Origin of the sequence: Agromyces cerinus subsp. cerinus (genome assembly GCF_900142065.1) — a bacterium.
Classification (GTDB): Bacteria; Actinomycetota; Actinomycetes; order Actinomycetales; family Microbacteriaceae; genus Agromyces; species Agromyces cerinus.
The window spans coordinates 246,500-269,361 of sequence record NZ_FSRJ01000001.1 but is presented as its reverse complement, the minus strand read 5'-3'; the positions used below and the strand labels follow the sequence as shown (position 1 = coordinate 269,361).

Below are 22,862 nucleotides of genomic sequence, written 5' to 3'. Positions count from 1 at the left end.
TTGCCACCAGTGGCGCGGTCGTTTTTGTAGGAATCCGTCAAGGAAGTCGGCCAACTGCTCAGCGGTAGAGTGAACGGCGTGACCGAAGCGACTGACGGCCCCGACCTCTCCACGACCGCCGGCAAGCTCGCCGACCTCAAGCTGCGCTACCACGAAGCCGTGACGGCGTCGGGCGAGGCGGCGATCGAGAAGCAGCATGCCAAAGGCAAGATGACGGCGCGCGAGCGCATCGCCGAGCTGCTCGACCCCGGCTCGTTCGTCGAGCTCGACGAGTTCGTGCGGCACCGCACGCACGCGTTCGGCATGGAGGGCAAACGCCCCTACGGCGACGCCGTCGTCACGGGCACGGGCACCATCCACGGCCGTCAGGTGGCCGTGTACTCGCAGGACTTCACGATCTTCGGCGGCTCGCTCGGCGAGGTCGCGGGCGAGAAGATCATCAAGGTCATGGAGCTCGCGCTGAAGACTGGCGTGCCGATCATCGGCATCCTCGACTCGGGCGGCGCCCGCATCCAGGAGGGCGTCGTCGCCCTCGGCAAGTACGGCGAGATCTTCCGCCGCAACACGCAGGCCTCGGGCGTCATCCCGCAGATCTCGATCGTCTGCGGCCCCGCGGCCGGCGGCGCGGTCTACTCCCCCGCCCTCACCGACTTCGTGATCATGGTCGACAAGACGAGCCAGATGTTCGTCACCGGACCCGACGTCATCAAGACCGTCACGGGCGAGGACGTCGGCATGGAGGAGCTCGGCGGCGCGCTCACCCACAACACCGTCTCGGGTGTGGCCCACTACCTCGCGAGCGACGAATCGGACGCGCTCGACTACGCGCGCACGCTCATCTCGTTCCTCCCCGACAACAACATGACGGATGCCCCGGTCTACGACGCCGAGGTCGAACTCGAGATCACCGACGACGACCGGCGCCTCAACACCGTCATCCCCGATTCGCCGAACCAGCCCTACGACATGCACACGGTCATCGAGGGCATCGTCGATCACGGGGACTTCCTCGAGGTGCAGCCCCTGTTCGCCCCGAACATCGTCGTGGGCTTCGCCCGCATCGAGGGGCGCTCGGTCGGCATCATCGCCAACCAGCCGAGCCAGATGGCGGGCACCCTGAACATCGCAGCCGGCGAGAAGGCCTCGCGCTTCGTGCGATTCTGCGACGCGTTCTCGATCCCGATCCTGACCCTCGTCGACGTGCCGGGCTACCTTCCCGGCACCGATCAGGAGTGGACCGGCGTCATCCGACGCGGCGCGAAGCTGCTCTACGCCTACGCCGAGGCGACCGTGCCGCTCGTCACGGTCATCACGCGCAAGGCCTACGGCGGCGCGTACATCGTCATGGGCTCCAAGCAGCTCGGCGCCGACATCAACCTCGCCTGGCCGACCGCCGAGATCGCCGTCATGGGCGGCCAGGGCGCCGTGAACATCCTCTACCGAGGTGAGATCAAACGCGCAGAGGAGGCCGGCGAAGACGTCGCGGCCGTGCGCACGAAGCTCGCCAACGAGTACACGTACAACGTGGCCTCGCCGTTCCTCGCCGCCGAGCGCGGTGAGCTCGACGGCGTGATCGAGCCCGCGGCGACCCGCGTGGCCGTCGTGAAGGCGCTGCGGGCGCTGCGCACGAAGCGCGCGAGCCTGCCGGCCAAGAAGCACGGGAACATCCCGCTGTAGGGCGGCCGACATGAGCGACGACATCGACGAACGCGCTGACGCGCTGCGTTTCGAGACCCGGGTGGTCACGCCCGAAGACGCCGCCGCGGTCACTGCGGTGCTGCTCGCGGCCCTCGGCGAGCAGTCGGCCGACGAGGCATCCGTCGACCCGGGCCGCAGTGCCTGGGTCCGCAGCGGCGGCGCCATGCGCCGACCGCTCGACGTCGGCCCCGGCCGCTGGGTGCGCGCCGGAGCCTGACCGCGATGTCCCCCGAAATCCGGGCATCCGGCGGCACCGCTTCGAGCCCTGCGGCCGGAACGTCGAGGATTCGGAGGATGGGGGACATTTCTTGTCCCCCGAAATGATGACTGTGCGGATTTCAGATCGTGCACCAATATGGACAGTGCAGGCTCCACAGGAGTCGCCACCGTCATCGGTCGGGTAACCGTTGACAGTTGGGGGCGAGTCAGGGTGACATTCGGGTTGTCGCTGTGACTCGGGCTTGATGGGGGGTCGATCTCGGATCGGCCCCCCACCTTCATGTCCGGCCGGGTTCAGGACTTCAGACCCTCACGTCCGGCCGGGTTCAGGACTTCAGACCTTCATGTCCGGCCGGGTTCAGGACTTCAGACCCTCACGTCGGGCCGGGTTCAGAACGCGCGGGGGATCTCCAACCACAGTTCGACCTCGGCCTCGTCGGTGTCCGCAACATCGCCGACCTGTTCCCGGAGCCCCACGACCGTGACCGCCACGGGCGATGCCTCGGCCGCGGTGCGGACGATGATCCGATCGGCCGAAGAGCCCGCCACCGCGTCGGCGAGACGCGAGAGCACCCGGTTCCGAGTCGCCTCGTCGAGATCGTCGATTCCGCCCTCGTCGAGGAGGGTGACCGTGATGCCGCGGGCTCGGGCGCGCTGCACCTCGAACCGCACCGCATCGGTGAGCAGCATCCTGCCGCGGATCTCGTCGCGGATGGCCGCCTCGAGCATGCGGCACTCGGCCTGCTGCGCCGCGGTGAGCGCCCCGCCCCGGTCCGCGATGCGTCGCAGCATCGGAGCCGCGAGCCGATTGGTGTGGGCGAGGCGCATGCGCCCCTCGAACAGGTGCGCGTCCTGTGCGGCCTGCCATGCCGCGGCCTCCCGCTCGGCCTGTGCGTAGCGTCGCGTCTCGCGCGCGGCACTGGTCAGCGCGCTCGTCAGCATGTGCGCGATGCCCACCCACACGATGCTGCCGATCACGCCGAGCCCGCCGAGCGAGAACGGCCCCGCCCAGACGATGCTCTGCACGGCCAGAGCGATGACCCCGAGCCATGCCGCCGTCAGCTGGCGACGTGCCGCGGTGATCGTCATGAGCGTGCCGACCGCGGCGACGTACCACGTGGCGTACCCGTTCTCGGCGTCCGGGTCGAGCTGGCTCGTCACCAGCAGCGGCATCACGATGGAGACGGCGAGGTCGAACGCCGCGAGCCAATCGGGCATGCGCACGCGCTTCGCGGGCCAGAGGCTCATCGTCGTGGCCGTCGAGTAGAGCAGCAGCGCCACGACCGCGGGCCACGGCGATGCCGCCTGGCCCAGCGAGTAGAGATGCCGAGCACGACGTGATAGGCCGAGAACAGGGCGCCGAGCACGAGAAGCAGCCAGCGGGGAATGGAGATCATGCGCCGCCCGCCCCCTGCGGCCACGCCAGGGTGACCGTCGTCCCGTGTCCGATGCGCGACTCGATGTGCGCGGCGCCGCCCGCGTTGACCATGCGCTCCTCGATCGAGACGCGCAGGCCGAGGCGCTCGGCGGGCACCTCCTCGAGCACGAACCCGCGGCCGCTGTCGGCGACCTCGATGACGCACCCGCCTGCGCGCACTCCCCTGATGCGGAGCTCGCGTCTCGTGGACAGACCCGGCTCGTCGGCGTGCTGCAGGCTGTTGACCATCGCCTGCACGGCCGCGGCGTGCAGGGCCTCGACGGCCTCGACCGGCAGCTCGACGCCGCCGGCGTTGACGACCCGCACCGTGAACGGCGTGGTGAACGTCGTGAGCGCGGCGCGCAGCCGCCGCACGAGGACGGGAAGACCGACCCGATCGAGCGCGCGGGGGCCGGTGGCGCCCGCTTCGTCGAGTCGCTGCACGGCGTCTCGTGCCATCCGCGCCGCGAGCTGCTGCTGGTCCGGCGTCGTCGCCGCCGCCGCGGAGAGCAGCGTGGTCAGCACGCTGTCGTGCACGAGCGCGTCGACCTTGACCCGCTCGATCTCGTTCGCATGCAGGCGCGCGGCCAGGTCGTACCGTTCCAGCGCCGCCTCCTGTGCGCTGTCGACCGCTCCTGCGGCCTGGCGCAGCATCGTCACGATGACGAGCACGACGACGCCCAGCACGACCGCGTACATCGCGTCGAGCACCGCGAGCAACGGTCCGGCGTCGCCACCGGAGGGCATGAACCGGATCACCCCGTAGACCGCCGGCACGACGAGCGTGTACACGGCCGCCCAGGCCGGCGGTACCGCGACGACGGCGGCCGTGGTCGCGACGGTGCACAGGTAGTAGAGCCACGGCGTGGCGCCCTCGAGCGCCGCCGGGTCGTCGACGAGGAACGGCCAGGCCACGAGGGCGAGCGCGTACAGCAGCGCGAAGGCGAGACTCGCGGTGCGAACCGCGACCTTCGTGATGGTCGCGACCGCGAGACCGACGATCGCGCCGTAGAGCACCGCCATGAGTGCGGCACCGGCACCCGGCATGAGCGCTCCGGCCTGCGCGAGCGCCATCGGCACGGTCTGAGCGCCGAACACGAGACCGAACACGCCGAGCGCACGGCCGACGACGGTCTCGACCTGAGCCCGGGTCACCGTGGAGCGGCGACGCGAGAGTCGCGTCACCCGCCAGTCAACGGCGGGCATCTCCGCCATCGTCGAGCCCGGGGAGGATCCCGTCTTCGACGGCGCGACGCAGCAGGTCGACCTTCGTCGGCGCCGGGCGACCCACCTCGATGTACTTCGCCCGAACCCGATCGAGGTATTCGCGGGCCGTCGAGTGCGCGATGCCGAGCTGAGCCGCGACGAGCTTCAGCGGGAGCCCGGAGGCGTACAGGTGCAGCACGTCGTGCTCGCGGCGGCCGAGCTGCGCCTTCGCGAAGTCGCGGTCGGCCTCGATGGCGCTCGCCCACTCGACGTTGTTGAGCACCTCGCCCCTGGCGACCGTGGCGATCGCGCTGATCACGGCGGACATCGGCGAGGCCTTCGGGATCACCCCGGCGGCGCCGGCTGCGAGCGACTCGCGCACCGCCGCCACACGATCGGCGATGCTGTGCACGAGCACCGCGCTGCCGGTGGCGAGCACGGCCCGCACATTCTCGGTCACCGAGGATCCGTCGCCGAGCGAGAGGTCGAGCACCACGACGTCGCACGACCGACCGGCGAGGCCCTCGAGCAGCTCCGGCACGCTCGCCGCGTCGACCACGACGTCGTACCCGGCGTCGCGGCACGCTGCGCGCAGGCCGAGTCGCACCGCTTCATGGTCGTCGACGATCGCGACCGTCGCAGCGGCATCCGATTCCCGTGTCGGCACCGCAGCCCCGACGTCCCCCGTTTCCACGTTCACACGATAGCGCGGAGGCGGGCGACCGCCTCGACGTGGTGGGTGTTCGGGAAGAGGTCGTAGGCGCGCAGCTCGTCGAGCTCGTAGCCGCGTTCGCGGAAAAGACCGACGTCGCGGGCGAAGGCGACCGGGTCGCAGGCGACGTAGACGAGCTGTCGCGGGCGCAGCTCGGCGAGCCGTTCGACCACCTCGCGCCCGGCGCCGGCGCGCGGCGGATCGAGCACGACCGTCGCGTCACGGAGACGCGCACGCTCGGAGGCGCCCGAGTCGGCCGCGAGCTCGGCGAGGTACCGGTCGACGCGGGCGGTCACGGCACGGGCGCCGAGCCATTCCGACAGGTTCGCCCCCGCGTGCTCGGTCGCGCGCACGTCGGACTCGACCGTCGTGATGCGCACGGTCTCGCCGAAGCGGTCGCCGACGGCGGCGGCGAGCAGCCCGACACCGCCGTAGAGGTCGTGGTTGGCGGCGCGGGGGTCGAAGAGGTCGCCGTCGATGAGCTCCTGCACCGCGCGGGTGAGCGTCGCGGCCGCGCCGCGATGCACCTGCCAGAAGCCGTCTCGGTCGAGCCGGAAGCTGCGCTCGCCCACACGCTCCTCGATCGTCGGGCGCGCGCCGCGCACCGGACGGTCGCCCTCGACCATGACGATCGCGGGGTCGCCGGCGCTCGGGGCGATCAGGTCGATCGCGGCAGCACCCGGGAAACGGTCCCCGAGCGGCGCGAGCGCGGCCAGTTCGGGTACGGCGAGGGGAACGGAGGTCACGGGCACGATCGTGTGGCTCCGGGCCGCGTACGGTCCGACACGTCCATCCGGGCCGACGTGCAGGCGCATCCGCGTGCGCCAACCGGTGCCGTCGTCGCTCGAGACCCCCGGCGCGAGGCCGGGATCGACCGGGTCGACCTCGACGGCGACCTCGACGCCCGCCATGCGGGAGAGCGCCTCGCGCAGCACCTCACCCTTCAGGCCGCGCTGGCGCGCCATGGCGATGTGGCCGAATTCGGCACCGCCGGGCCGCAGCTCGGGAGCACGGTCGACGGATGCCTCGGCCCACACGTGCGCGCGGCGGTCGGACGACGCCTCGAGCACCTCCACGGTCTCCGCGCGCCAGAACTTCTCCTTGCCCTGATCGCTGACCCGAGCGGCGACCCGCTCCCCCGGGATCGCGTCGGCGACGAACACGACGCGCCCCTCGTGCCGGGCGACGAACACACCGCCGTGCGCGACACGCTCGACCTCGAGCTCGATCACGGGGCCATCGGTGGCCGGCGGCTTCGGGGCGGGGCGGGGCGATCGCGAGGGCTTGCGCCCACCGCTTCGACGTGGGCGTCGGTTGTCTGGCATGCATCGAGCATTCCACAGCGACGAGCCGGCGGGCAGGATGGACGCATGCGCCTCTATCTCGCCTCGACCTCGCCCGCCCGATTGCAGACCCTCCGCGCGGCCGGCATCGAGCCGATCGCGGCACCGCCTGGCGTCGACGAGGAGGCGGTGGTCGCCGCCCGCGAGGCCGAATCCGGTCCGCTCGCCGCGCGCGAGATGGTGCAGCTCCTCGCGCAGGCGAAGGCCGAGGCGCTCATCGGGGCCGAGCCGGACGGCGAGCCGATCGACGGCCTCATCCTCGGCGGCGACTCCGCGTTCCTCACGGGCGGCGCGATCCATGGCAAGCCGCACCTGCCCGACGTCGCGAAGCAGCGCTGGCTCGCCCAGAACGGCGGGCACGGCGAACTCTGGTCGGGCCACTGGCTGATCGACCATCGCGGCGGCCGGGTGAACGGGGCGGTCGGGCGAGCGGATGTCGCGACCGTGCGCTTCGCGGCGCTCGACGATGCCGAGATCGACGCGTACATCGCGACCGGCGAACCGCTGCTCGTGGCCGGAGCGTTCACGATCGACAGCCTCGGCGGGCCCTTCATCCGCCGTGTCGAGGGCGACCCGTCGACGGTGGTCGGCCTCTCGCTCTCGACCCTCCGCGACCTCGTGCGCGAGCTCGGCGTGGCATGGCCGTCCCTCTGGAATCGTCGTCCCGAAGCCGGCTGACCGTTCCGTCGATTGTCGGTGTCCGCAAGAGACATCCGCTCTTTTTGTGGAAGGCACCCAAAGAGCCGACCGTCGCGCGCAATAGGCTTGAGCATTATGCCGCGCATCTCCAAGGTCCTCATCGCCAACCGTGGCGAGATCGCCGTCCGCGTCATCCGGGCCGCCCGTGACGCCGGTCTCGGTTCCGTCGCCGTCTACGCCGATCAGGACCGCGACGCGCGGCACGTGAAGCTCGCCGACGAGGCGTACGCCCTCGACGGCACCACGAGCGCCGACACGTACCTCGTGATCGACAAGATCCTCTCGGTCGCTCGCCGCTCGGGCGCCGACGCCGTGCACCCGGGCTACGGCTTCCTCGCCGAGAACCCCGACTTCGCCCGCGCCGTGATCGACGCCGGCCTCGTCTGGATCGGCCCCTCGCCCGAAGCGATCGAGCGGCTCGGCGACAAGGTCTCCGCGCGCCACGTCGCCGAGAAGGTCGGCGCCCCGCTGGCTCCCGGCACGCTCAACCCCGTCGCAGATGCCTCCGAAGTGCTCGACTTCGTCGACGTGCACGGGCTGCCCGTCGCGATCAAGGCCGCCTTCGGCGGCGGCGGCCGGGGCCTCAAGGTCGCCCGCACCCGCGAAGAGGTGCCCGAGCTCTTCGATTCGGCGACCCGCGAGGCCGTGGCCGCGTTCGGTCGCGGCGAGTGCTTCGTCGAGAAGTACCTCGACAAGCCGCGACACGTCGAGACCCAGTGCCTCGCCGACGCGCACGGCAACGTCGTCGTCGTCTCGACGCGCGACTGCTCGCTGCAGCGTCGTCACCAGAAGCTCGTCGAGGAGGCCCCCGCGCCGTTCCTCACCGACGAGCAGACCGTGCAGCTCTACGAGTCCTCGAAGGCGATCCTCCGCGAGGTCGGCTACGTCGGCGCCGGCACCTGCGAGTTCCTCATCGGTCAAGACGGCACGGTCTCGTTCCTCGAGGTCAACACCCGCCTCCAGGTCGAGCACCCCGTCTCCGAAGAGGTCACGGGCATCGACCTCGTGCGCGAGCAGTTCCGCCTGGCGGAGGGCGGCGTGCTCGACTACGCCGACCCCGTCACGACCGGGCACTCGATCGAGTTCCGCATCAACGGCGAAGACCCCGGTCGCGGCTTCCTGCCGGCCCCCGGGCCGGTGCACCAGCTCCGCTTCCCTGGCGGCCCCGGCATCCGCATCGACTCCGGCGTCACCTCGGGCGATGAGATCTCGGGGGCGTTCGACTCGCTCCTCGCCAAGCTCATCGTGACCGGCCGCGACCGCAAGGACGCACTCGAGCGCGCTCGCCGGGCGCTCGACGAGTTCGAGGTCGCGGGCCTGCCGACCGTGCTGCCCTTCCACCGCGACATCGTGAACAACCCGGCATTCGCGCCCGCCGGCGACGAGCCGTTCTCGATCTACACGCGCTGGATCGAGACCGAGTACGACAACCAGCTCGAACCGTGGTCGGGCGAACTCGCAGAGCACGCGGGCCCCGCCGAACGCACGAGCGTCGTCGTCGAGGTCGCCGGCCGCCGAGTCGAGGTCACGCTGCCGAAGCGCATCGTCGGCGGCGGGTCGTCCGCCTCGAGCACCGCGGGTGCGGCACCTCGCCGCCGCGCCGCATCGCATGCCGTCGACACCGGCACCGGCGATGCCGTGAAGGCGCCCATGCAGGCGACCATCGTGAAGGTCGCCGTCGCCGAGGGCGACAAGGTCGTCAAGGGCGACCTCGTGCTCGTGCTCGAGGCCATGAAGATGGAGCAGCCGATCCTCGCCCACAAGGACGGCGTCATCGGCACCGTGAACGCCGAGGCCGGCGCCACCGTCTCGAGCGGGCACCTGCTGCTCGCGATCGTCGACGCGTAGGCACGAACACCTCGATCGCTGCGAACCGCCGTGCGGTGCCGGGTCCGGCACTGCGCGGCGGTTCGTCGTTCGGCTCTCGCGTCAGCGCCCTGCCAGCGCCGCGAGCACCGAGTTCGCGGCGTCGACGCCGGTGTCCCGTGACCAGGCGACCGTGCTGGTGACCATTCCGGCCCAGAAGATCGTGTCGTCTACCGGCGAGTAGAGGCCGTTGGCGTTCCAGCGCGAGAACGGGCCGGGGTACGCGCCCCGTGCGAACTGGTCCTTCGACCAGTCGTAGGTCGACGACTTCGTGTACTGCAGCCCCTGGTCGCCGGTCGCCGTTCGGAGGTTGTCGAGAGCGGCGGCGAAGCGCTGCGACTCGGGCAGGTCGAGCAGCTCCTGAGCCTTTCCGCCGGTCATCCACGATACGACCACCTCGCCGGTGAAACCGGGCGTGCCGACCGAGGCGTTCCAGTTGCTCGGCGGGTTCTTCGAGAACGTCGTGAGGATGTCCCAGCCCTGCGGCACCGGGTGTCCGGCGGGGAGCACGGGGTGTGCGAACTCGAGGATGCCCTTGAACACGGGCAGGTAGCTGATCGCCTGGAAGCCGTTGCTCTTCTCGGGAGGCAGGGGCGGGTTGAACACCACGTCACCGTGCTTCAGCACACCGCCCGGCAGCGCGACCACGAGGGACTTCGCCGAGTAGGTGCCTCGGTTCGTGTGCACCTCGACGTGGCCCGGCGCGTGGTCGACCGTGTGCACGGGGGCGTTCAGCACGAGCGGGATGCCTGCCACGAGCGGCTGGAGCACCTGGTCGTAGCCGCCGATCACCCGGTAGTCGCCGTACTCCTCGGGCGGCATCGGGCCGGTGAGGCCCTGATACTTGAGGGCGGTCTCGATCGTCTTGGCGGCTTCCTTGGCCGGCAGCACGTCGAACTGCTCGGTGTCGACCTCGATCGCTGCGAGCATGATCGGGTAGTTGTCGGGCGTGATGCCGACCCGCTGCAGCCAGTGCAGCGCGGTCTCACCGCTGGTGGGGGCGGGGAGCCCGTTCGGGTACGAGGGCGCACCGAGCGGGAACTGCCAGGATTCGTAGTGGAATCCGTCGATCCACGGCGTCTCGGGCCGGAGCCTGCCCAACAGTTTCGTCTGCCGGTGCGTCATCAGGCCGAGCTGGTCGATCAGCCCCCACGTCGAGACGGTGCTGCCGTGCACGAGCTCGGCGCCGCGCTCGATCGGGATCGACATCGAGGTGCGATCGGTCCACATGCGCCCGCCGATGCGATTCCGCGCCTCGAGTACGAGCACGCTGCGGCCGGCGTCCGCGAGGGTCCGCGCCGCGCCGAGGCCGGCGGCGCCGGCACCGAGCACGATCGCATCCCAGGTGCGAGTCTGCCAGTCGCCCTGGGGCGGTTTCGCGCCGGCGGTCAGCAGGAGCCCTGCCGCACCGACGGCACCTGCCGCGAGCAGGCTTCGCCGGGTCAGGATGCCGCCGCGAGCCGGACTCGCGGGGCCGTTCGTTTCATGGTCGCGCATCGGTACTGCCTCCTGAATGTCGTGGTGCATCGGATCGGTCAATGGTGCAGCGGTGCAATCGTGCGGTCGGTGGAGCGGTCGGTGGTCTGGTGGAGCGGTCGGTGGCGCAACGAGGCGGCGCCGGTCGGTGGGCGACGCGTCGCCCACCGATGTCTGAGAGGGTCCGCCGTACCCGCGACGGCTCGGTCGATCACGGGTACGGCGGGGTCGGTTCAGCGCAGCGCCAGCGCGGCGAGGGTGGCGTTCGCCGCAGCCACGCCGGAGTTGCGCGAGGAGTGGATGGTGCTGGTCACCATGCCCGCCCAGAAGATCGTGCCGTCGATCGGCGCGTTCAGGCCGTTGCGGCGTGAGAACGGACCGGGGTAGGCGCCTCTGGCGAACTCGTCCTTCGACCAGTCGTAGGTCGAGGCGTTGACGTACTGCAGGCCCTGGTCGCCGACCGCGGTGCGGATGTTGTCGAGCGCAGCCTGGAACCGCTCGGCCTCGGGGAGGTCGAGCAGCTCCTGCGCCTTCCCGCCCGTCATCCACGCGACGATGACCTCGCCGCCGTAGCCGGGGGTGCCGACGGATCCGTTCCAGAGGCTCGGCGGGTTCTTGGAGAACGTCGTCATGATGTCCCACGCTCGCGGCAGCGGGTGGTCCTCGGGGAGCACGGGATGAGCGAACTCGAGGATGCCCTTGAAGACCGGCAGGTATTCGATCTCCTGGAACCCGTCGCGCTTGTCGGCGGGCAGTGGCGGGTCGAAGGCGATGTCGCCGTGCTTCAGCACCCCGCCCGGCAGCGCGACCACGAGCGTCTTGGCCTTGAACGAGCCGGCACTCGAGTGCACGTCGACCCGGCCGGCCCGATGCTCGACCGTGTGCACCCGCGCGCCGTGCACCAGCGGAAGGCCGGCGACGAGGGGCTGCAGCACCTGGTTGTAGCCGCCGATCACCCGGTAGTCGCCGTACTCCTCGGGCGGCATCGGCCCCGAGAGATCCTGCGTCTCGAGCCCCGCGACCACGGTGTCGACGACGAACCACGCCGGGAGCACGTCGAACTGCTCGGAGTCGACCTCGATCGCCGCGAGTGCGGTCGAGTAGTTCTCAGGCGGGATGCCGACGCGTTCGAGCCAGGCCAGGGCGGTCTCGCCGTCGACCGGGTCGGGCAGCCCGTTCGGGTAGGAGGGAGCGCCGAGCGGGAAGTGCAGGGATTCGAAGTCGAACGCGTTCGTCCACGGCGTCGTGGGCGTCAGCCGGGAGTGGATCTCGGTCTGCCGGTGCGTGGCGAGGCCGAGCTGGTTGATCAGCCCCCAGGTCGAGACGGTGGTGCCGTGCACGAGCTCGGCGCCGCGCTCGATCGGGATGCCCATCGACGTGCGGTCCGTCCACATGCGCCCGCCGATGCGATCACGGGCCTCGAGCACGAGCACCCGCTTGCCGGCATCGGCCAGCACGCGAGCGGCGCCGAGGCCCGATGCGCCTGCGCCGATCACGATCGTGTCCCACATGCGGTTGTACGAGGCCGGGACGGCGGCGCCGGGGCGGGCCCCGGCGGTGAGGAGCACGCCGGCGGCGCCGGCGGCGCCGACGCCGAGGATCGTACGCCGGGTCACCCCATGCGTGTGGTCGGTGCTGTCGATCTCGCTGCGTTCGTTCATGTCCGCCTCCCGGGACTCCACTGTCAGGGGTGGTGTCTGCGGGCAGGGGAACCGCTCCGGCGCCGCGGACGCCATGGTGCTGACTCGGACGCTAGCAACGAACGGTGGTGGAAATCAACAGCGTTGACACGGTTGTTGTGGAATTGATTGCGGAAACACTGACACCGACCGTTCAGACGTGCCCGATTCCGAAGTTCCAGGGCGCCTGGAGCACGCTCGTCACCGCCGGATCGCTGCTGCGGCTCCACAGACTCACCGCGACGGCGTTCGCGTTCGCGTACTCCCAGTACGTGCCGGCCCACTCGTCGTAGCCTCGTTCACCGATGTCGGGGCCGGTCTCCGCAGGGAACTGGTCGAATCCGTTGCCATGCCAGGTCACGCCCACCTCGGCGGCGAACGCCTGCGCATCGTCACCGGGACGGAATCCCTGCACGGTGGCGACCGAGATCCCGTCGCCGACGACCGGATGGGTGAACTCGACCGCCACGTTCATGTCGGATGAGATGCCCTCGGGCTCATGGTCATCGATGACGACCGCACCCGGCCAGGTGTACTTCGTCCAGGGAAACCACTCATGGCCGCCCGGCCGCTCTTCCACGTCGGGTGGACCACCGAGCACGTTCGAGATCGTGTCGACGAAGGCGACCGCTTCCGCGTCGTATGAGAGTTCCCCGACGACCACTCCTGCGCGGTTCACGAGGTCGAGTTGCTCGGGTCGGACGACGATGCGCGTCACGACCGGATCCACGACCTCACCGGGCTCCGTCGGCGGTGCGGATTCGGTCGGTGCCGCCGACGCGTGCGGCGTGGGAGCAGCGCTGGGCGTGCGGGTGGGGTTGGGCGTGCGGGTGGGACTGGGATCCGGCGATGGCACGCATGCCGTCAGGGCCAGCACCGCCGCGAAGAGCACCGCTGCGAGCCGCGTCGAGACCCGGTCCATGTCGCCTCCGTCTTCTGCCGGAGCCGCCCGGCAGGACGAATCTACTGACCCGCAGCCATCCGGACGCGATCCTCCGGATCACGTTTCGATCACACCGGTGGAGCAGGCCGCAGTCGATCGCCCCGACTGACCGATCGACACCGCGTCGTCAGGAACTCGGCGGCTCCGAGCCCTGCGCGGTGGGCAGCTCGACCTCGCTCACGCGCAGCTCGAGGCCGAGCCGCGAGCGACGGCGCCCGTACAGCAGGTAGATGACGATGCCGATCACGAGCCAGACCAGGAACCGCACCCAGGTGAGCGTCGTCAGGTTGAACATGAGCCACACGCAGAGCGCCGCCGAGAGGATCGGCAGCACGGGCGACCACGGCACGCGGAAGCCGCGCTGCAGATCTGGACGGGTGCGCCGAAGCACCACGACGCCGATGCTCACGAGCACGAAGGCCGAGAGCGTGCCGATGTTGATCATCTCCTCGAGGAGCCCGACGTCGGTGAACGCGGCGACGAACGCCACGACCGTGCCGGCGATGATCTGGATGCGCGCGGGCGTCTTCGTGTGCTCGGTCGTCTTCGACAGCCACCGCGGCAGCAGCCCGTCGCGGCTCAGCGCGAAGACGATGCGCGAGAGGCCGAGGAGGATGATCATGATCACGGTCGTAAGGCCCGCGAGCGCCCCGAGCGAGATCACCGCCGACGCCCAGTCCTGCCCGACGAGCCGGAAGGCGGTCGCGAGCGACGGCGTCTCTTCAGCCGCGAGCTCGGTGTACGAGACCATGCCCGTCATGACGATCGACACGAGCACGTACAGCAGCGTCACGATGCCGAGTCCGATGAAGATGCCGCGGGGCAGCCGCTTCTGCGGATCGCGCACCTCTTCGGCGCTCGTGGCGACGACGTCGAAGCCGATGAAGGCGAAGAAGACGAGCGCGGCCGCCGAGAGCATGCCGAAGACGCCGTACTGCGCGGGTGCGGCTCCGGTCATCCAAGCGAACAGCGACTGCGTCCAGACATCCGTCGCACCGCCCTCGGTGGGCACCGACTCAGGGATGAACGGCGTGAAGTTCGCCGCCTTGACGAAGAAGAACCCGACCACGATCACGAAGAGCACGATCGCGACCTTGATGATCGTGAACACCGCACCGACGCGCGCCGTGAGCTTCGTGCCGGCGACGAGCAGCACCGTGAACACCGCCACGATGAGGAACGCGGGCCAGCTCACCTCGATGCCGCCCAGCTGGAACGTCGATGGGAACGGCAGCCCGAACGCGAGCAGCGCCTCGCCGAGGTAGACGCCCCAGTACTTCGCGAGCACCGCTGCTGCGGTGAACAGCTCGAGGATGAGGTCCCACCCGATGATCCAGGCGAGGAGCTCCCCCATCGTCGCGTAGGTGAACGTGTAGGCGCTGCCGGCGACCGGCACGGTCGAGGCGAACTCCGCGTAGCACATGATCGCGAGCCCGCACGTGACGGCGGCGAGCACGAAGGAGACGATGACGCTCGGCCCGGCGAAGTTCGCCGCGGCCTGCGCACCGACCGAGAAGATGCCGGCGCCGACCGCGACCGCGATGCCCATCAGGGCGAGGTCCCACGTGCCGAGCGAGCGTTTCAGGCTCCGCTCCTCGTCGTGGGAGTCGGCGATCGACGATTCGACCGATTTCACTCGCAGGTTCATCGTTACCCCCAGAGAACGGCGCGCCGCCCCCGCGGCGCTGCAACCTCAGCGTACCACGTGCATGGCCCGCGCGGCATCCGTCAGCGAACCGCTGAGCGAAGGATAGACCGGGAACGCCTCGGCGAACTGGTCGACCGTGAGCCGGTGCTCGATGGCGAGCGCGAGCGGGAAGATGAGCTCGGACGCCTTCGGCGCCACGATGACGCCGCCGATGATCGCGCCCGACCCGCTCGACGCGAAGAGCTTGACGAAGCCGTCGCGGATGCCCATCATCTTGGCGCGCGGGTTCGACGACAGCGGCAGCTTGTAGACGACGCCCGGCACGACGCCCTCCTCGATCTCCTTCTCGGTCCAGCCGACCGTGGCGATCTCGGGCTGCGTGAAGATGTTCGAGGTGACGTTGCGCAGCTCGGGCGGGTTCACCACGTCGCCCATCGCGTGGAACACCGCGGTGCGGCCCTGCATCGACGCGACCGAGGCGAGCGGCAGGAACGTGGTGCAGTCGCCGGCCGCGTAGATGTTCGGCATCGAGGTGCGCGCGACCCGGTTCACGCGGATGTGACCGCTCTCGGAGAGCTGCACGCCGGCGTCTTCGAGTCCGAGGTCGAGGGTGTTCGGCACCGAGCCGACCGCCATGAGGCAGTGGCTGCCGCGCACCTCGCGACCGTCGGTCAGCGTCGCGACGACGCTGTCGCCGTCGCGCACGACGGATTCGGCGCGCGACTTGTTCATGACCTTCATGCCGTTGCGCTTGAAGACCTTCTCGATCACGGATGCCGCGTCGGCGTCTTCACCCGGAAGCACCTGGTCGCGGCTCGAGATGAGCGTGACCTTCGCGCCGAGCGCGCGATACGCGGAGGCGAACTCCGCGCCCGTGACGCCGGATCCGACCACGATGAGGTGCTCGGGCACGACCTGCAGGTGGTACAGCTGGGTCCACGTGAGGATGCGCTCGCCGTCGGGGACCGCGGTCGGGAGCACGCGAGGCGAGGCGCCGACCGAGATCACGAGCGTGTCGGCCTCGATGCGGTCGAAGTCGGTGCCGCCCTTGGCGGTGGAGACGATGACCGCGTTCGGCCCGTCGAGGCGCCCTTCGCCCTGCACGAGGTGCACGCCGGCCTCGATCAGGTTCGAACGCATGTCTTCGGACTGCTGGGCGGCGAGGCCGAGGAGGCGCTTGTTCACCGCGGCGAGATTGATCGCGACGTTGGGCTTGACGGCCTTCTCGGAGTCGCCCTTCGCGAAGAACTGCACGCCGAGATCGGCGGCCTCCTTGACGGCGTTCGAGGCCTCTGCGGTCGCGATGAGGGACTTCGACGGCACCACGTCGGTGAGCACCGCGGCGCCGCCGACGCCGGCACGCTCGATGAGCGTGACCTCGGCCCCCAGCTGCGCGCCGGCGAGCGCGGCCTCATAGCCTCCAGGCCCTCCTCCGAGTACGGCAATACGTTGGGTGCGCTCGAACTCATAGGCCATGCTCACATTCTGCCAGTTGTCGCGCTCCGGCCAGCAAACGAGCACGCCCTCGCCCCGGCATCCGCGGCTCATTAGAGTGGGATGATGCACGTTGTGAATCCGCTCGACGACCCCACTGCCGACCCGTTCGCGATCGCCGCCCTCGCGGCCGAGCGCATCGCAGAACTCACCGGGGTGGAGCGCCACGACGTCGCGCTGACCCTCGGCAGCGGCTGGGGCCGCGCCGCCGAACTCATCGGCGAGACCACGCACACGATCGCCGCGACCGAGGTGCCCGGGTTCTCCAAGCCCGCGCTCGAGGGCCACGTCGGCACCCTGCGCTCGGTGCTGCTGCCGAGCGGCAAGCGCGCCCTCGTCATCGGCGCCCGCACGCACTACTACGAGGACCACGGCGTGCGCCGTGTCGTGCACTCGGTGCGCACCGCGGCCGCCACCGGCGCGAAGACCATGATCCTGACGAACGGCGCCGGCGGCATCAAGGAGCACTGGACGCCCGGCACCCCCGTGCTCATCAGCGACCACATCAACCTCACGGCCGACTCGCCGCTCGAGGGCGCGACCTTCATCGACCTCACCGACCTCTACTCGAAGCGTCTCCGCGACCTCGCGCACTCGATCGACCCCACGCTCGACGAGGGCGTCTACTGCCAGTTCCGCGGGCCGCACTACGAGACGCCCGCCGAAGTGCAGATGGCGAAGATCATCGGCGGCCACATCGTCGGCATGTCGACGGCGCTCGAGGCGATCGCGGCACGTCAGGCCGGCATGGAGGTGCTCGGCATGTCGCTCATCACGAACCTCGCCGCCGGCATCCAGCAGACACCGCTGAGCCACGAAGAGGTCATCGAGGCCGGTCGCATGGCCGAGCCGGTGATCTCGAGCCTGCTCGCCAAGATCGTGGCCGAACTCTAAGGGGCAGCGGATGTCGCAGACCGACGCCGACCAGCAGCGCATCGCACTCGCCGAGGCGTGGATCAGCCAGGATCCCGACCCCGAGACGATCGCCGAGCTCTCGGCGATCATCGACGCGGTGCGCGGCGGCGACCCCGCGGCATCCGCCGACCTCGCCGATCGCTTCGACCAGCGGCTCGCCTTCGGCACCGCGGGCCTCCGCGGTGAGATCGCGGCCGGACCGAACCGCATGAACCGGGTGCTCGTCTCCCAGGCGGCGGCGGGCCTCGCGGCCCACCTCGTCGAGCACGCCGTGCTCGGTCAGACCCCGTCGATCGTGATCGGGTACGACGGCCGCAAGAACTCCGCCGTGTTCGCCCGCGACACCGCCGAGATCATGGCGGGCGCAGGCGTCCGCGCCATCCTGTTGCCGCGGCTGCTGCCGACGCCCGTGCTCGCGTTCGCCGTGCGCCACCTCGCGGTGTCCGCCGGCGTCATGGTGACCGCGTCGCACAACCCGCCGAACGACAACGGCTACAAGGTCTACCTCGGCGGCGACGACCACGGCTCGCAGATCGTCGCTCCCACCGATGCCGAGATCGCGGCGCAGATCCAGCGCGTCGCCGATACGGCGCTCGTGCCCGAACTGCCCCGTGGCGTGTTCGAGACGGCGGCCGAGTCGGTCGTCGACGAGTACATCCGCCTGACCGCGCAGGTCGCCGCTCCCCCGGCGGTGCAGCCGCGCGTCGTGTACACCGCGATGCACGGTGTGGGCTGGCAGACCATGGCGAGCGTGCTGGCGGCGGCGGGCTTCGACGCGCCCTCGCTCGTCGACGCGCAGATCGAGCCTGACCCGGCGTTTCCGACCGTGTCGTTCCCGAACCCCGAAGAGCCCGGCGCGATGGATCTCTCCTTCGCCCGGGCGCGCGAGGTCGACGCCGAGCTCATCGTCGCGAACGACCCCGACGCCGACCGCCTCGCGATCGCGATCCCCGACGCCTCGTCGGAGATCGGATACCGACGCCTCACCGGCAACGAGGTGGGACTCGTGCTCGGCTGGCAGGCGGCGGAGCGCGCCTCGGCGGTCGGCGGCGACTCCGGCCCGAACGGCTCGCTCGCGTGCTCGATCGTCTCCTCCCCCGGACTCGAGACGATCGCCCGCGCGTACGGCCTCGACTTCGAGGCGACCCTCACCGGGTTCAAGTGGATCTCGCGCGCGCCGGGCCTCGTCTTCGGCTTCGAAGAGGCGCTCGGCTACCTCGTGAACCCCGGCACCGTGCGCGACAAGGACGGCATCTCCGCCGGTCTCGCCTTCCTGTCGCTGGCCGCTCAGCTGAAGGCCGAGGGCCGCACGGTCGCCGATCACCTCGACGCGTTCGTCGAGCGGTTCGGATGCCACGACTCCGGCCAGATCTCGATCCGCGTCACCGAGCTCGCCCGCATCGGCGAGATCATGGCGCGGCTCCGTGCTGAGCCGCCGGCGTGGATCGGCGGCATCCGGGTCGAACGCATCGAGGACCTCGCCGACGGGTTCGGCGAGCTGCCGCCCTCCGACGTGCTCCGCATCGTGCTCGAGGGCGGCGGCCGTGTGATGGTGCGACCGAGCGGCACCGAGCCGAAGCTCAAGATCTACATCGACGCGGTGTCCGAGACGGGCACCGCGGAGGAGCGTCGCGCCGCGGCATTCGCCGCAGTGGCTGCGCTCGATGCCGGCATGCGGGAGCTCGTCGCGTAACGAACGCTCGTCGCGTCGTGCTCGTCGCGTCGTGCTCGTCGCCCGCTCGGGCGACGCGCGCGGCGACCTCAGCCGAGCGAGGTCTCGAGCTTCGCGCCGATCTCCTCGACATCGAAGTAGTTCGACACCTCGACGATCTCGGCGAAGCTGCGACCGATGGCGGCACGCACGGCGTCGGCGAGCTCGCTCGAGGTCAGGATCACCTGCGCATCGGCGGCCGCGGTGGCGATGCCGGCGAGGTCGCTGGCATCGACGTCGGCCGTGAGCCCCAGCCGATCGAGGGCGCGCTCGGCGTTGACCTTCAGGATCGCCGAGGTGCCGATGCCCAGTCCGCAGACGGCGACGATCTTCACGCCCCCACCCCTCCTTCGAAGCCGAGCAGCGCGCGCAGCTCGTCGGCCGTCTCGGCGCGCGCCATGCGACCGACGATGCCGCTGTCGTTGAACGCGTTCGCGAGGCGTGCGACGGAGGCCACATGCTCTTCGGCGTTGGACACCGCGAGGCCGACCACGACCCGCACGGGATCGTTGTGCGGATGCCCGAACGGGACCGGCTCGGCGAGGGTGACGACGGCCAGCCCCTCGTGGCGCACGTCGGGACCCGGCCGGGCATGCGCGAGCGCGAGCCCCGGGGCGATCACGACGTACGCGCCGAACTCCTCGATGACCGCGATCATGCGATCCGCGTACTCCGAGCGGGTCGAACCCGACCGCACGAGCGCACGGCCGGCTTCGCGCACGGCGGCGCGCCAGTCGTCGACGTGCGCCTTGATCACGATCGCTTCGTCGGGGAGCGGCGGGAGGGTCATCGGGTTCCGTTCAGGATGATGCAGGCTGAGGCGCAGTCGTCGATCGCTTCCAGGCGTCAGGCGTCGTCGAAGCCGTCTTGGATCAGCTCTGCGAGCTCTTCGCGGTCGTCGAGCGGCAGGAACGCCGCAGCGGCGGCATTGAGCTGGAACGCCTCGAAGTCGTCGAGGTCGTAGCCGAAGGCGTCGCTCAGCAACGCGAGTTCGCGGGTGAGCGTCGTGCCCGACTGCAGGCGGTTGTCGGTGTTGACCGTCACCCGGAAGCCGAGCTGGTACAGCAGGTCGAAGGGATGGTCGACGAGCTCGTCACCCCAGGCTGCGATCGCGCCGGTCTGCAGGTTCGACGACGGGCTCGTCTCGAGGGCGATCTCGCGATCGCGCACCCACTGGGCGATCGGGCCCAGCGAGACGTAGGTGTTCTCATCGTCCTGACGATCGATGATGAGGTCTTCGGCGATGCGCACACCGTGACCGAGCCGCAGCGCACGACCGTCGAAGAGGGCGCTGCGGATGGACTCGAGGCCGTCGGCCTCGCCGGCGTGCACGGTGACCGGCAGGTACTGGCTCGCGAGGTAGTCGAACGCGGTGCGGTGACGACTCGGCAGGAAGCCCGCCTCTGCGCCCGCGATGTCGAATCCGACGACACCGCGATCGCGGTGACGCACGGCGAGTTCGGCGATCTCGAGGCCGCGATCGGCGTGGCGCATCGCCGTGACGAGCTGACCGGCACGGACGCCGTGGCCCTGCGCGCGCGCGTCGTCGATGCCCTGCTCGATGCCGGCCTGCACGGCTTCGACGGTCTCGTCGAGGCTGAGCCCCCGCGTCAGGTGCTGCTCTGGCGCCCACCGGATCTCGCCGTAGATGACGCCGTCGGCCGCGAGGTCCTGCACGAACTCACGAGCGACCCGCGTGAGGCCCTCGCGGGTCTGCATCACGGCCGTCGTGAGGTCGAAGGTCTTCAGGTACTCGACGAGTGAACCGGAGTTCGACTGCTCGGCGAACCACTGGCCGAGGCTCTCGGCATCGGTCGCCGGCACCTCGAGGCCGATCTCGTCGGCGAGCTCGATGAGCGTCTGCGGCCGCAGGCCGCCGTCGAGGTGGTCGTGCAGCGAGATCTTCGGCAGGGCCTGGATGTTCGTGCCGTCGCCTTCGAGGCGGTACTCCGTCGGAATCGTGTTCACGAGTCAACGATAGCGACAGGGCGCCCGCGAAGTCTCGGCAATCTCGAAGCAACCCTCGCGGGCGACGCATGCGGTCACGGAATCACCGGTGCGCAGACGCGATGTTCGCGACCGCGCCGCGCGCGGTCCGGGTCGTCGCGCCCGTCAGCGACCGATGCGGTCGGCGATCAGCGGACCGCCGTCCTCGATCGGATCACCCGCGTTGCCGATGCGCCACGCGCCCTCGACGGACTCGAGGGCCCGGGCGAAGCGAGCGGGCTCGTCGGCGTGCAGGGTGAACAGCGGCTCGCCCTTGCGCACGACGTCTCCGGGCTTGGCATGCAGGTCGATTCCTGCGGCGTGCTGCACCGGGTCCTGCTTGCGGGCACGCCCTGCGCCGAGACGCCAGGCGGCGATGCCGAAGGGCAGTGCCTGCTGCTCGACGAGCACGCCGTCACGGTCGGCCGTCACGACGTGCTGCTCCCGGGCCACCGGCATCGGGGCGTCGGGGTCGCCGCCCTGAGCGCGGATCGCGCGACGCCAGGTGTCCATGGCCCGGCCGTCGTCGAGCGCTGCTTCGACATCGGCGTCGGGCTGCCCCGCGAGCGCGAGCATCTCGCGCGCGAGGGCCACGGTGAGCGCACGGACATCCGACGGACCGCCGCCGGCGAGCACCTCGACCGACTCGCGCACCTCGTTGGCGTTGCCGATCGTGAGGCCGAGCGGCACGTTCATGTTCGTGATGAGCGCGGAGGTCGCGACGCCCGCGTCTTCGCCGAGCTCGACCATGGTGCGCGCGAGTTCTCGCGAACGGTCGATGTCGGTCAGGAACGCGCCCGAGCCGAACTTGACGTCGAGCACGAGCGCACCGGTGCCCTCGGCGATCTTCTTCGACATGATCGACGAGGCGATGAGCGGGATCGCCTCGACCGTGCCCGTGATGTCGCGCAGCGCATAGAGCTTCTTGTCGGCCGGAGCGAGCCCGGCACCTGCGGCGCAGATCACGCCGCCGACATCGCGCAGCTGCGCGAACATCTCGTCGTTCGTGATCTCGGCGCGCCATCCCGGAATCGACTCGAGCTTGTCGAGCGTGCCGCCGGTGTGACCGAGCCCGCGGCCCGACAGCTGCGGCACCGCCACGCCGAAGGTCGCGACCAGCGGCATGAGGGGCAGCGTGATCTTGTCGCCGACGCCGCCCGTGGAGTGCTTGTCGCTCGTGGGCTTGCCGAGGCCCGAGAAGTCCATGCGCTCGCCGCTCGCGATCATCGCCATCGTCAGGTCGCGGATCTCGCGGCGCGTCATGCCGTTGAGGAAGATCGCCATGGTCATGGCCGACATCTGCTCGTCGGCGACGTAGCCGCGCGTGTAGGCGTCGACGAGCCAGTCGATCTCGGGCGTCTCGAGTTCGTGGCCGTCGCGCTTGGCGCGGATCAGGTCGACGGCGTCGAACGGTTCGACGGTGCTCATGACTTCACTCCTCTGAATTCGGCGAGCTGCCGCGGGCCGAACGCGTCGGGCAGCACCTCGTCGATGGTCTTGATTCCCGACACGGTGTCGAGCAGCATGCCCTCGGCGGAGTGCTCGTAGAGCAGCTGCCGGCAGCGCCCACAGGGCATGAGCGCGGCGCCGTGGCCGTCGACGCAGGTGAACGCCACGAGCTTGCCGCCGCCCGACATCACGAGTGCCGAGACGAGCGAGCACTCCGCGCACAGGGTCACCCCGTACGACGCGTTCTCGACGTTGCAGCCGCTCACGATGCGGCCGTCGTCGACGATCGCCGCGGCGCCCACCGGGAACTCCGAGTACGGCGCGTACGCCTTGGCCATCGCCTCGCGGGCGCGCCCGCGGAGATCGTTCCAGTCGATCGCATCCGTTGCGGTCATGGTGCT

General features: G+C 70.4%; 20 protein-coding genes. 6 read left to right on the top strand and 14 right to left on the bottom strand.

Going from position 1 to position 22,862, the window contains the following annotated elements; all coding sequences use genetic code 11:
* Positions 1-78 precede the first annotated feature (78 nt).
* Together BUR99_RS01160 and BUR99_RS01155 are read left to right on the top strand one after the other, a co-directional pair.
* Positions 79-1,677, top strand: coding sequence for an acyl-CoA carboxylase subunit beta (locus tag BUR99_RS01160; RefSeq protein ID WP_074259394.1), 1,599 nt, complete (start codon positions 79-81; stop codon positions 1,675-1,677).
* A gap of 10 nt (positions 1,678-1,687) precedes the next feature.
* Positions 1,688-1,915 carry an acyl-CoA carboxylase epsilon subunit gene (locus BUR99_RS01155; RefSeq protein ID WP_074258558.1) on the top strand — a complete coding sequence of 76 codons (228 nt, stop codon included), beginning with the start codon at positions 1,688-1,690 and terminating at the stop codon, positions 1,913-1,915.
* 392 nt (positions 1,916-2,307) lie between these two features.
* Here the strand turns inward: BUR99_RS01155 and BUR99_RS01150 are convergent, their stop codons facing one another.
* From BUR99_RS01150 to BUR99_RS01135, 4 genes are all read right to left on the bottom strand, one after another.
* Positions 2,308-3,198: a hypothetical protein gene (locus BUR99_RS01150; protein ID WP_234980704.1), complete on the bottom strand. Its 891-nt coding sequence runs from the start codon at positions 3,196-3,198 to the stop codon at positions 2,308-2,310.
* Positions 3,199-3,310: 112 nt separating this feature from the next.
* Entirely contained in the window at positions 3,311-4,540 is a 1,230-nt protein-coding gene (locus tag BUR99_RS01145) for a sensor histidine kinase (RefSeq protein ID WP_143231320.1), read from the bottom strand.
* Positions 4,527-5,234 carry a response regulator transcription factor gene (locus BUR99_RS01140; RefSeq protein WP_074258556.1) on the bottom strand — a complete coding sequence of 236 codons (708 nt, stop codon included), beginning with the start codon at positions 5,232-5,234 and terminating at the stop codon, positions 4,527-4,529. Before BUR99_RS01140 ends, BUR99_RS01145 begins: the two co-directional genes overlap by 14 nt.
* Positions 5,235-5,236: 2 nt before the next feature.
* Complete coding sequence (locus tag BUR99_RS01135) at positions 5,237-6,484, bottom strand: class I SAM-dependent RNA methyltransferase (RefSeq protein ID WP_074258555.1); 1,248 nt, start codon at positions 6,482-6,484, stop codon at positions 5,237-5,239.
* 138 nt (positions 6,485-6,622) lie between these two features.
* Here BUR99_RS01135 and BUR99_RS01130 point away from each other — a divergent pair, with 138 nt between their 5' ends.
* On the top strand, positions 6,623-7,273 hold the full coding sequence (locus BUR99_RS01130) for a Maf family protein (RefSeq protein ID WP_074258554.1): 651 nt from the start codon (positions 6,623-6,625) through the stop codon (positions 7,271-7,273).
* Between the two features lie 96 nt (positions 7,274-7,369).
* Positions 7,370-9,142 (top strand): acetyl/propionyl/methylcrotonyl-CoA carboxylase subunit alpha, encoded by a 1,773-nt coding sequence (locus BUR99_RS01125; RefSeq protein ID WP_074258553.1) that lies wholly within the window; start codon positions 7,370-7,372, stop codon positions 9,140-9,142.
* 81 nt (positions 9,143-9,223) lie between these two features.
* Here BUR99_RS01125 and BUR99_RS01120 read toward each other — a convergent pair whose 3' ends face one another.
* The 5 genes from BUR99_RS01120 to BUR99_RS01100 all read right to left on the bottom strand — a co-directional run bounded on the left by BUR99_RS01120 (position 9,224) and on the right by BUR99_RS01100 (position 16,382).
* Positions 9,224-10,657 (bottom strand): flavin monoamine oxidase family protein, encoded by a 1,434-nt coding sequence (locus BUR99_RS01120; protein WP_159440929.1) that lies wholly within the window; start codon positions 10,655-10,657, stop codon positions 9,224-9,226.
* Between the two features lie 212 nt (positions 10,658-10,869).
* Positions 10,870-12,297: a flavin monoamine oxidase family protein gene (locus BUR99_RS01115; protein WP_074258551.1), complete on the bottom strand. Its 1,428-nt coding sequence runs from the start codon at positions 12,295-12,297 to the stop codon at positions 10,870-10,872.
* A 172-nt stretch (positions 12,298-12,469) separates the two neighbouring features.
* On the bottom strand, positions 12,470-13,237 hold the full coding sequence (locus BUR99_RS01110) for a hypothetical protein (RefSeq protein ID WP_074258550.1): 768 nt from the start codon (positions 13,235-13,237) through the stop codon (positions 12,470-12,472).
* A gap of 148 nt (positions 13,238-13,385) precedes the next feature.
* Complete coding sequence (locus BUR99_RS01105) at positions 13,386-14,906, bottom strand: APC family permease (RefSeq protein WP_074258549.1); 1,521 nt, start codon at positions 14,904-14,906, stop codon at positions 13,386-13,388.
* A gap of 45 nt (positions 14,907-14,951) precedes the next feature.
* Positions 14,952-16,382: an NAD(P)H-quinone dehydrogenase gene (locus tag BUR99_RS01100; RefSeq protein ID WP_074259393.1), complete on the bottom strand. Its 1,431-nt coding sequence runs from the start codon at positions 16,380-16,382 to the stop codon at positions 14,952-14,954.
* Between the two features lie 84 nt (positions 16,383-16,466).
* Between BUR99_RS01100 and BUR99_RS01095 the strand changes: the two genes are divergently transcribed.
* Both BUR99_RS01095 and BUR99_RS01090 read left to right on the top strand, forming a co-directional pair.
* Positions 16,467-17,294, top strand: coding sequence for a purine-nucleoside phosphorylase (locus BUR99_RS01095; RefSeq protein ID WP_143231314.1), 828 nt, complete (start codon positions 16,467-16,469; stop codon positions 17,292-17,294).
* 10 nt (positions 17,295-17,304) lie between these two features.
* Entirely contained in the window at positions 17,305-19,008 is a 1,704-nt protein-coding gene (locus BUR99_RS01090; RefSeq protein WP_074258547.1) for a phospho-sugar mutase, read from the top strand.
* A 68-nt stretch (positions 19,009-19,076) separates the two neighbouring features.
* Here BUR99_RS01090 and BUR99_RS01085 read toward each other — a convergent pair whose 3' ends face one another.
* The 5 genes from BUR99_RS01085 to BUR99_RS01065 all read right to left on the bottom strand — a co-directional run bounded on the left by BUR99_RS01085 (position 19,077) and on the right by BUR99_RS01065 (position 22,856).
* Entirely contained in the window at positions 19,077-19,361 is a 285-nt protein-coding gene (locus tag BUR99_RS01085; protein ID WP_074258546.1) for a PTS sugar transporter subunit IIB, read from the bottom strand.
* On the bottom strand, positions 19,358-19,816 hold the full coding sequence (locus BUR99_RS01080; protein WP_074258545.1) for a PTS sugar transporter subunit IIA: 459 nt from the start codon (positions 19,814-19,816) through the stop codon (positions 19,358-19,360). Before BUR99_RS01080 ends, BUR99_RS01085 begins: the two co-directional genes overlap by 4 nt.
* 56 nt (positions 19,817-19,872) lie before the next feature.
* The gene (locus tag BUR99_RS01075; protein ID WP_143231486.1) at positions 19,873-20,985 is read right to left on the bottom strand and encodes an adenosine deaminase; all 1,113 of its coding nucleotides are present in this window, start codon (positions 20,983-20,985) and stop codon (positions 19,873-19,875) included.
* Positions 20,986-21,138: 153 nt separating this feature from the next.
* Positions 21,139-22,440 carry a thymidine phosphorylase gene (locus BUR99_RS01070; protein ID WP_074258543.1) on the bottom strand — a complete coding sequence of 434 codons (1,302 nt, stop codon included), beginning with the start codon at positions 22,438-22,440 and terminating at the stop codon, positions 21,139-21,141.
* On the bottom strand, positions 22,437-22,856 hold the full coding sequence (locus BUR99_RS01065; RefSeq protein WP_074258542.1) for a cytidine deaminase: 420 nt from the start codon (positions 22,854-22,856) through the stop codon (positions 22,437-22,439). Before BUR99_RS01065 ends, BUR99_RS01070 begins: the two co-directional genes overlap by 4 nt.
* Between the last annotated feature and the right edge of the window lie 6 nt (positions 22,857-22,862).